Origin of the sequence: Pseudokineococcus sp. 5B2Z-1, assembly GCF_037482305.1 — a bacterium.
GTDB lineage: Bacteria > Actinomycetota > Actinomycetes > Actinomycetales > Quadrisphaeraceae > Pseudokineococcus.
In genome coordinates, this window is record NZ_JBBHZG010000001.1 from 497,675 (window position 1) to 506,882 (window position 9,208).

General features: G+C 75.6%; 8 protein-coding genes. 1 reads left to right on the forward strand and 7 read right to left on the reverse strand.

What is annotated here, in order from left to right; genetic code table 11:
- Positions 1 to 66: 66 nt before the first annotated feature.
- On the reverse strand, positions 67 to 1,983 hold the full coding sequence (typA, locus tag WDV85_RS02135) for a translational GTPase TypA (RefSeq protein WP_339569039.1): 1,917 nt from the start codon (positions 1,981 to 1,983) through the stop codon (positions 67 to 69).
- Positions 1,984 to 2,064: 81 nt separating this feature from the next.
- On the opposite strand from typA, the gene WDV85_RS02140 reads away from it, so the two are divergent.
- Positions 2,065 to 2,811, forward strand: a complete 747-nt coding sequence (locus WDV85_RS02140; RefSeq protein ID WP_339569040.1) for a ThuA domain-containing protein — start codon at positions 2,065 to 2,067, stop codon at positions 2,809 to 2,811.
- 26 nt (positions 2,812 to 2,837) lie between these two features.
- Here the strand turns inward: WDV85_RS02140 and WDV85_RS02145 are convergent, their stop codons facing one another.
- The 6 genes from WDV85_RS02145 to WDV85_RS02170 all read right to left on the reverse strand — a co-directional run bounded on the left by WDV85_RS02145 (position 2,838) and on the right by WDV85_RS02170 (position 9,133).
- Positions 2,838 to 3,815 carry a LacI family DNA-binding transcriptional regulator gene (locus WDV85_RS02145; protein WP_339569041.1) on the reverse strand — a complete coding sequence of 326 codons (978 nt, stop codon included), beginning with the start codon at positions 3,813 to 3,815 and terminating at the stop codon, positions 2,838 to 2,840.
- Positions 3,816 to 3,945: 130 nt separating this feature from the next.
- The gene (locus WDV85_RS02150) at positions 3,946 to 4,620 is read right to left on the reverse strand and encodes a LutC/YkgG family protein (RefSeq protein WP_339569042.1); all 675 of its coding nucleotides are present in this window, start codon (positions 4,618 to 4,620) and stop codon (positions 3,946 to 3,948) included.
- The gene (locus WDV85_RS02155) at positions 4,617 to 6,110 is read right to left on the reverse strand and encodes a lactate utilization protein B (RefSeq protein WP_339569043.1); all 1,494 of its coding nucleotides are present in this window, start codon (positions 6,108 to 6,110) and stop codon (positions 4,617 to 4,619) included. The genes WDV85_RS02150 and WDV85_RS02155 overlap by 4 nt, the downstream gene beginning before the upstream one ends.
- The gene (locus WDV85_RS02160; RefSeq protein WP_339569044.1) at positions 6,107 to 6,961 is read right to left on the reverse strand and encodes a (Fe-S)-binding protein; all 855 of its coding nucleotides are present in this window, start codon (positions 6,959 to 6,961) and stop codon (positions 6,107 to 6,109) included. Before WDV85_RS02160 ends, WDV85_RS02155 begins: the two co-directional genes overlap by 4 nt.
- A gap of 103 nt (positions 6,962 to 7,064) precedes the next feature.
- Positions 7,065 to 8,177, reverse strand: coding sequence for an ABC transporter permease (locus WDV85_RS02165; RefSeq protein ID WP_339569045.1), 1,113 nt, complete (start codon positions 8,175 to 8,177; stop codon positions 7,065 to 7,067).
- Entirely contained in the window at positions 8,174 to 9,133 is a 960-nt protein-coding gene (locus WDV85_RS02170; protein ID WP_339569046.1) for an ABC transporter permease, read from the reverse strand. The genes WDV85_RS02165 and WDV85_RS02170 overlap by 4 nt, the downstream gene beginning before the upstream one ends.
- Positions 9,134 to 9,208 lie beyond the last annotated feature (75 nt).

A 9,208-nucleotide genomic window follows, 5' to 3' on the forward strand; every position in this document is an offset into this window, starting at 1 on the left:
CGCCGCGGCGGGTGCGCCCCTCGTGCGTCGTCCGGCCCCGGTGAGTCGCAGGGCCGTCGCCGGGCGTCAGCGCTTGGCGGCGCGGGCGGTGCGGCTGCGGGCGTTCTGGTCGAGGACGACCTTGCGGATGCGCACCGCGGTGGAGGTGACCTCCACGCACTCGTCCTCGCGGCAGAACTCGAGGCTCTGCTCGAGGGAGAGCCGGCGGGCCGGCACGAGGCGCTCCAGCTCGTCCGCGTTGGAGCGGACGTTGGTCATCTTCTTCTCCTTGGTGATGTTGACGTCCATGTCGTCGGCGCGGCTGTTCTCGCCCACCACCATGCCCTCGTAGACCTCGGTCGTCGGGTCGACGAAGAGCGTCCCGCGCTCCTGCAGGCTCGTCATCGCGTACGTCGTCGCCGCGCCCGCGCGGTCGGCGACCATCGAGCCGGACGGGCGGGTGCGCAGCTCGCCGAACCACGGCTCGTACCCGTCGAAGACCTGGTGGGCGATGCCCGTGCCGCGGGTCTCGGTGAGGAAGTCGGTGCGGAAGCCGATGAGCCCGCGGCTCGGCACGCGGAACTCCATGCGCACCCAGCCGGTGCCGTGGTTGCTCATCTGCTCCATGCGGCCCTTGCGGACGGCGAGCAGCTGCGTGATGGCGCCCAGGTACTCCTCGGGCGCGTCGACCGTGAGGTGCTCGACCGGCTCGTGGAGCTTGCCCTCGATCTCCCGCGTGACGACCTGCGGCTTGCCGACGGTCAGCTCGAAGTTCTCGCGCCGCATCTGCTCCACGAGGATGGCCAGGGCGAGCTCGCCGCGGCCCTGCACCTCCCACGCGTCGGGCCGCTCGGTCGGCAGCACGCGCATCGACACGTTGCCGATGAGCTCGCGGTCGAGCCGGTCCTTGACGAGCCGCGCCGTCAGCTTGGCGCCCTTGGAGCCGCGGCCGGCGAGCGGCGAGGTGTTCGTGCCGATCGTCATGGAGATCGCCGGCTCGTCGACCGTGATGAGCGGCAGCGGCTGCGGGTCGTCGGCGTCCGCCAGCGTCTCGCCGATGGTGATCTCGGGGATGCCGGCGACGGCGATGATGTCGCCGGGCCCGGCCTCCTCGGCGGGCACGCGGGTGAGCGCCTCCGTCATGAGCAGCTCGGTGATCTTGACGCGCTGCTGCGTGCCGTCGGCGCGGCACCAGGTGACCTGCTGGTTCTTGCGGATCGTGCCCTGCCGCACGCGGCACAGCGCGATGCGGCCGAGGAACGGCGACGCGTCGAGGTTGGTCACGTGCGCCTGCAGCGGCGCGTCCGGCACGTACGACGGCGCGGGCACGTGCTCCATGATCGTGCGGAAGAGGGGCTCGAGGTTCTCCGAGTCCGGCAGCGAGCCGTCGTCGGGCTTCGTCATCGACGCGCGGCCCGCGCGGGCGGACGCGTAGACGACGGGGAACTCGAGCAGGTCCTCGGCGCCCGGGATGTCGGTGGCGAGGTCGAGGAAGAGGTCGTAGGTCTCGGAGACGACCTCCTCGATGCGCGCGTCGGGGCGGTCGACCTTGTTGACGACGAGGATCACCGGCAGCTTCGCGGCGAGCGCCTTGCGGAGGACGAAGCGCGTCTGCGGCAGCGGGCCCTCGGAGGCGTCGACGAGCAGCGCGATGGCGTCGACCATGGACAGCCCGCGCTCGACCTCGCCGCCGAAGTCGGCGTGGCCGGGGGTGTCGATGATGTTGATCGTCACGCCCTCCTCGGGCGTGACGCCCTCGGGCACCGAGGGGCCGCGGTAGTGCACCCCGGTGTTCTTCGCGAGGATGGTGATGCCCTTCTCGCGCTCGAGGTCGCCCGAGTCCATGACCCGCTCGTCGACGTGCTGGTGCTCGGCGAAGGCTCCCGCCTGCTTGAGCATCGCGTCGACGAGCGTCGTCTTGCCGTGGTCGACGTGCGCGACGATCGCGAGGTTGCGGATGGTCGCGCGCGTCGCCGTGGCGGTCGCGGTGGCGGGTGCGGGCATGGGTGTGCGCTCGTCTCGCTGGAGGTCGGGGTCACGGCAGTCTAGGCGGGCCCGCCCGACCGCCCGTCCCGAGGAGGCCGCATGAGCAGCCCGTCCGAGCCCGCCGCGCCCGCCGGTCGCGCCCTCGTCGTCGCCGGGGCGGGGCGCTACGCCGACCCGTGGCACCCCTTCCCCGTGACCGCCGCCGCGGTCGCGGAGGTCGTCCGCGGCACCGGCCTGGAGGTCGACGTCACGCCCGACGAGGACGGCGCCGTCGAGGACGCCCTCGCGCGGCTGGTGGACCCGGCCGCCCGCCCGGACCTCCTCGTCCTGTCCGTGGGCCTCCCCCGCGACGGCGCGCCGTCGCCCGCACCCGGCCCGGCGCTGGAGGGGCTGCGCGCCTTCTGCGCCGACGGGCGGGCCCTGCTCGGCTGCCACGTCGCCGCGACGTCCTTCGTCGAGGTCCCCGCGTGGGAGGACCGCCTCGGCGGGCGCTGGGTCCGCGACGTCACCTGGCACCCGGAGATCGGGCCGGCGTCGGTGCGCGTGCGTCGGGGGGCGCACCCGCTGCTGGCCGGGGACGGTCCCGCGGTGCCCGACGTCGTCGAGCTCGTCGACGAGGTCTACTGCGACCTGCGCGTGGCCGACGACGTCGTCGTGCTCGCCGACGCCGACCACGACGGCCGCACCCACCCGCTGGCGTGGGTCCGCGAGGAGCCGGGCGGCCGGCGCACGGCCTACGACGCCCTCGGCCACGACGAGCGGTCCTTCGCGAGCGCCGGGCACCTCGCGCTGCTCGACCGGCTCGTGCGGTGGCTGGCGGCGGCGCCGGCCTCCCGTGCGGGGTAGACCGCCGCGCCCGTCCGTCGGCCCGGTCAGCCGCCCGTGCTCGCCCGCACGAGCAGCTCGGGCACCGCGACGACCGTCCGGTGCTCGTGCTCCTCGCCACCACCGACCTCCTCGGCCAGCAGCTCCGCCGCCCCGCGCCCCATCTCGAGCCCCGGCTGGCGCACCGTCGTCAGCGGGACGGGCGCGTCGGAGACGAAGTGGTTGTCGTCGTAGCCGGTGACGGCGACGTCGTCCGGCACGGCGAGGCCGTGCACCGTCGTGAGCGCCTGGACGCAGGCGACGGCGAGGGAGTCGGCGGCGATGACGAGGCCGTCGGGGCGCTCGCGCGGCGGTCGGGCCGCCAGCTCGGCCGCGACGCGGCGGCCCTCCGCCGGCTGGAGGCTCCGGGTCGGCAGGTGCTCCACCTCGAGGCCCTCCTCCCCAGCCGCGCGGCGCGCCCCGCGGAGGCGCCCGGCGACGGCACGCAGGCTCAAGGGCCCACCGACGAAGGCGAGGCGGCGCCGGCCGCGGTCGAGGAGGTGCCGGGCCGCGAGGTGGCCCCCGTGCTCCTCGTCGACGACGACGCCGCAGAAGCCGTCCGCCGCGTAGTTGACGAGCACGACCGGCCGGCCGTGCCGCTGCACGCGGAGGGCGCCCTCGAGGGGCGAGTCGAGCGGCGCCAGGAGGACGCCCGCGACCCGCGACTCGTCGAAGAGCGAGAGGTAGTGGTCCTGCGTCGGCAGGTCGACGTCGGCGTTGGCGAGGAGCAGCGACCGGCCCTGCGCGCGGACCGCCTCCTCGGCACCCCGGGCGATGTCGACGATGAAGGAGTTGTCGAGCGCGACGAGCACCATCCCGACGGTGCGGGAGTCCCCGGCGACGAGGTCGCGCGCGGCCCGGTTGCGCACGTAGCCGAGCTCCTCGACGGCCGCCTCGATGCGCGCCAGCGTGGGCGGCGCCACGACGGCCGGCTTGTTGAGGGCGTGCGAGACGGTGCCGACGCTCACGCCGGCGAGGCGGGCCACGTCACCGATGCTCGGGCCGCGCGCGCCGTGGCGTCCCCGGCGCGCGGGGGGCTCGGCGGTCGGCACGGGGAGCGACTGTAGTGGCGCAGGGCGAGGGCGCCGCACCCTGCGAGGACGGCCCCGGGCGGGGTCAGCCGACGAGCACGACGTCGAGGCGCCGCGGCCCGTGGACGCCCTCGACCCGGTCGAGCTCGATGTCGCTCGTGGCGCTGGGGCCGCTGACGAAGGTCAGCGGGTGCAGCGGGTCGAGACGGGCGAGCGCCTCCGGGACCGTGCCGACGACGTCCTCGGCGCGGACGACGCAGACGTGGTGGTCGGGCACGAGGGTCAGCAGCCGGCGTCCCTGGTCGCCGGCCGCGGCGTCGAGGACCAGCGTCCCGGTCTCGGCGACGGCGACCGCCGCGCCCGTGACGACGGCGTCCACGCGGTCGAGGTCGGCCGCCGTGAGCGGGTGCGGGTCGCCGTCGACGTGCACGACGGCGCCCCTGCCGCCGACGCCCGCTAGCCACGCCCGGTCGGCGCCGGGCGGGAGCGCGACCGAGCCGGCGTCCGCCAGCAGGCGGGCGACGACGTCGGCGACGTCCTCGGCCCGAGCGGCCCGCGTGACGGTCGCCCGGTAGTCCTCCACCCGCTCGACGAGGAGGTCGAGCGCGCCGGGGCTGCCCGGGTCGTGCGCCCCCCGGCGGGCGTAGTCGCGCGGCACGGGGCCGGGCGCCGTGCGCGGCGCTCCGGCGTCGCGCCCGGCGCGCAGGCGGGCGAGCACCTCCTCGCGGGCGCTCCCCCGCGCCCCCGCCGGCGCGCTCACCGCTCCCGCCCCGGGCGCGTGCGGGCGAACCAGTCGCGCGCGGTCTCCGCCGGCGGCACGGGGACGTCCCGGCTCGCCGTCCACCGCGAGGCCGGCCAGGGCAGCGCCGTGATGCGCCCGCTGCGGCCGCCGAGGACCCGGCCGAGGCCGAGGCCCTTCTCCGCGGCGCGGAAGCGGCCGGCGGACGTCATGGCCACCCGGGCGGCGCGCATGGCGACGTCCTGGCCCGTGGGCCGGTGGTGGCTCTCCACGGACGCCGCGCGCTGCTGCACGAGCAGGTTCGGGATGTCGATGCGCACGGGGCAGGCGTCGAAGCACGCGCCGCAGAGCGAGGAGGCGTACGGGAGCGAGGCGTTGACGTCGTCCTCGCCCGTGATGCCCGTGAGCAGCGGCGACAGCACGGCCCCGATGGGCCCGGGGTAGACCGACCCGTAGGCGTGCCCGCCGGCGCGCTCGTACACCGGGCAGACGTTGAGGCACGCCGAGCAGCGGATGCAGTGCAGCGCCTCGCGGCCCTCGGGGTCGGCGAGGACGCCGCTGCGGCCGTTGTCCATGAGGACGAGGTGGAAGGCCTGCGGGCCGTCGCCCGGGGTGACCCCCGTCCACGTCGACGTGTAGGGGTTCATCCGCTCGCCGGTCGAGCTGCGCGGCAGGAGCTGGAGGAAGACCTCGAGGTCCGACCACGTCGGCACGACCTTCTCCACGCCCATGAGCGTGATGAGCGTCTCCGGCAGGGTCAGGCACATCCGGCCGTTGCCCTCGGACTCGACGACGGACAGCGTGCCGGTGTCGGCGACGGCGAAGTTCGCCCCGCTGACGGCGACCTTCGCGCCGAGGAACTTGCGGCGCAGGTGGGCGCGGGCCGCCATCGCGAGGCGGCGCGGGTCGTCGGTGAGGTCGGGGTCCACGTCCGGCATCTCGCGGAGGAAGATCTCGCGGATCTCGCTGCGGTTGCGGTGGATGGCGGGCACGAGGATGTGGCTGGGCCGGTCGTCGCCGAGCTGGACGATGAGCTCGGCGAGGTCGGTCTCCCACGCCGCGACGCCGCCGGCCTCGAGGGCCTCGTTGAGCCCCGTCTCCTGCGTCGCCATCGACTTGACCTTGACCACCTCGTCGGCGCCCGTGGCGCGCACGAGGTCGAGCACGATCGCGTTGGCCTCCGCGGCGTCCCGGGCCCAGTGCACCACGCCGCCGCGCGCGGTCACGGCCGCCTCGAGCTGCTCGAGCAGCTCGGGCAGGCGCGCCATGACGTCGGCCTTGATGGCGGACCCGCTGCGCCGCAGGGCCTCCCAGTCGGGCACCTCGTCGACGACGGCGGCGCGCTTGGCGCGGATGACGCCCGTGGCCTTGCCCAGGTTGCGGCGCAGCTGGGTGTCGGCCAGCGCGTCGCGCGCCTCGGCGGGGAAGGAGCGGGTGCCGCGCAGGTGCCCCACCCCGGCGGGGGCGTGCGCCGGACGCACCGTCGGCGTGGGCAGGTCGGTCGTGCTCATACCGGGGCCTCCTCGGTCGGGTCGTCGGCCGGGTCCTCGCCCGTCTCCGTCCGCGGCGCCCCCGCGACGACGCCGGCCGGCACGGCGGCGGCCGAGGGCGTCTGCGCCGTCTCGGTGCTCGCGAGGATCTCCGCGAGGTGCACGGTGCGCACGCCCGTCCGCAGCCGGCCGAGGCCCCCGCCGATGTGGAGCAGGCAGGAGGAGTCGCCCGCGCTGCAGACCTCGGCCCCGGTGGACAGCACCGCGCTCATCTTGTCGGCGAGCATCGCCGTCGAGGTGTCGGCGTTCTTCAGCGCGAAGGTGCCGCCGAAGCCGCAGCAGACCTCGGCGTCGGGGAGCTCGACGAGCTCGAGCCCGCGCACCGCCCGCAGCAGCTGGAGCGGCTTGTCGCCGACCCGGAGCATCCGCAGCGAGTGGCAGGTCGGGTGGTAGGTCACGCGGTGCGGGTAGTAGGCCCCGACGTCCGTGACGCCGAGGACGTCGACGAGCAGCTCGGACAGCTCGTACGTGCGGGCGGCGACGGCCTCCGCGCGCACGGCGAGCGCCTCGTCGCCGCCGCGGCGGGCCACCATGGCGTGCTGGTGGCGCACGCAGCCGGTGCAGCTGCCCGAGGGCGCCACGACGGCGTCCCACTCCCCGTCCGCGACCGGCCCGAAGACCTCGGTCGCGTGCCGGACGACGGGCAGCGCCTCGCGCAGGTAGCCCGTGTTGACGTGCATCTGCCCGCAGCAGGTCTGCCCGGGCGGGAAGACGACGTCGTGCCCGAGCCGCTCGAGCAGCTCGACCGTCGCCCGCACCGCCTGCGGGGCGACGGCGTCGCCCAGGCACGTGGCCATCACCGCGATCCGCACGCGGACCTCCCGTCGTCGGTCGTCGTCGTCCGCTTCGTCGTCGTCCGCTTCGTCGTCGTCGGGGTCCTCGCACCGCCGGCGTCCGTCGTCGGAGGGCGCACCGCTAGGTCACCGCTCCGTACCGTCGCACGGCGAGGCCGTTGAGGAGCGCCGCCGCCACGAGCACGGCGCCGAGGGCCAGGAGCTGCAGCTGGGTGCCGGTGTTGCCCGCCACCGCGAGCAGGATGCCCGCGTTGAGCCAGACCACGAGCAGGGCGGCCAGGACGACGCCCGAGACGCGCCCGATGCCGCCGGTGATGGCGACGCCGCCGAGCACGGCGATGGTGATGGCGGGCAGCGCCAGGCCGTTGCCCGCGGTGCCGGCGTCGGGGCGCGCCGAGGCGAACTGCGCGGTGGTCACGACCGCGACGAGGCCCGCGATGAGGCCGGCCGCCGTGAAGGCCAGGAAGCGCGTGCGCCGGACGTCGATGCCGGACCACTCGGCCGCGACGTCGTTCGTGCCGATGGCGTACACCCGCCGCCCCCAGGCCGTCCGCGCCAGCAGGAGCCAGACGACGACGACCGTGGGCAGGAGGAACACGAGCAGGCTCAGCGGCAGGGCGACGTCGCCGACCACCGGCACGGCGCGCGCGAGGACGTAGAGGTCCTGGATCGGGGCGGTGCTGATGGGCTGCTGGCTGGTGATGACGATGGCGAGCGACGAGAAGGCGTAGTACGTCGCGAGCGTCGTGATGAGCGGTGGGAAGCCGAGGTAGGCCACGAGCCCGCCGTTGACCGCGCCGCACAGGGCGCCGAAGGCCGCGGCGAGCAGCACGGCGGGCACGAGCGGCCAGCCCCACTGGCCGTGGGCGAGGCCGAAGACCATGCCGGTCAGCGACACGATCGCGCCGACCGACAGATCGATGCCGCCGCGGCCGGAGGTGATCACGAGCAGCTCCGCGAGCGCCAGCATCACCAGCGGCGGCAGGTTGATGAGCGCCAGGCCGAGGTAGCGGCCGTCGAAGGGCGCCGCCAGGTAGTTCCTCGCGCTGAGGTTGAGGAAGAACCCCAGGACCAGGACCAGGAGCACGACGAGGAGGAGCACGCGCTGGGTGAGCACGGCGCGCAGGACGGTCGACCCGACGCGCGCGAGGCCGCCGCCGCGCGAGGGGCCGCGCCCCTCGGGCCGCTCGGGCGCCTGCGCCCCGCTCTCCCCGTGCTGGGTGGACGTGCTCACGCGGACCTCCTGCGGCGCTGGCGCAGCAGGTCGACCCCGACCGCCACGATGATGAAGACGCCGATGAACAGGCTCGACAGCTGCGAGGGCCAGCCGAGCTGGATGATGCCCGAGGCGACGGTCTGGACGAGCAGGGCGCCGAGGACCGTGCCGAGGACCGAGCCGCGACCGCCGGTGATCGACGTGCCGCCGATGACGACGGCCGCGATGGCGGACAGCTCGAGCCCGAGGCCGACGTTGGGGGCGAGGGTCGAGGTGCCCTGGGCGATGACGAAGCAGGCCGCCAGGCCGGTCAGCAGCCCCGTGAGCACGTAGGCGATGAGCACCCGCGGGCGGACCGCGATGCCCGCGAGCCGCGCGGCCTGCGCGTCGCCCCCGATGGCGTAGTAGTGCCGGCCACCGGCGGTGTGCCGCAGCGCGACCCACGCGAGCGCGGCCACCACGGCGACGAGCAGGAAGCTGTGCGGCACCCCGAGGGTCCGCCCGGCCTCGCCGCGGCCGAAGACGGCCAGCACGGGCGGGATGCCGTCGATCGTGCTGCCGCCGAAGACCTGCAGGCCCACGAAGCGGAAGATGTTGAGCGTCCCGAACGTGATGATGATCGCGTGGACGCGGCCGTAGGCCACGAGCACGCCGTTGACGAGCCCGAGGAGGCCGCCGACGGCGACGGACAGCAGGAGCACCGGCACGAGGGGCAGGCCGGACGCCGTCATGGCCGTGGCGGCGACCGCCGCGCACACGAGGACGATCGAGCCCACGGACACGTCGATGCCGCCCGAGATGATGACGACGGTGACGCCGATCCCGATGAGGGCGATGGGCGCCGTGGCCACGAGCAGCGGCACGATCGAGCCGCTCGAGAGGAACGCGGGCGTCGCGAGGCCGAGCACCACCCAGAGGACGGCGATGACGCCGACGAGCACGAGCTCCTGACCGGTCACGGGGAAGGGCAGCACCCGCCCCCCTCCGGCGGCGCGGCGGGGCGTGGACCCGCGGGGCGGCGGGGGGGGGGGGGGGGGGGGGGGGGGGGG

What these genes read in the sequence shown, in the direction of transcription:
- typA (WP_339569039.1), bottom strand. Translation starts at nt 1,983, where the DNA reads ATGCCCGCACCCGCCACCGCGACCGCCACGGCGACGCGCGCGACCATC.
- WDV85_RS02140 (WP_339569040.1), top strand. Translation starts at nt 2,065, where the DNA reads ATGAGCAGCCCGTCCGAGCCCGCCGCGCCCGCCGGTCGCGCCCTCGTC.
- WDV85_RS02155 (WP_339569043.1), bottom strand. Translation starts at nt 6,110, where the DNA reads ATGAGCACGACCGACCTGCCCACGCCGACGGTGCGTCCGGCGCACGCC.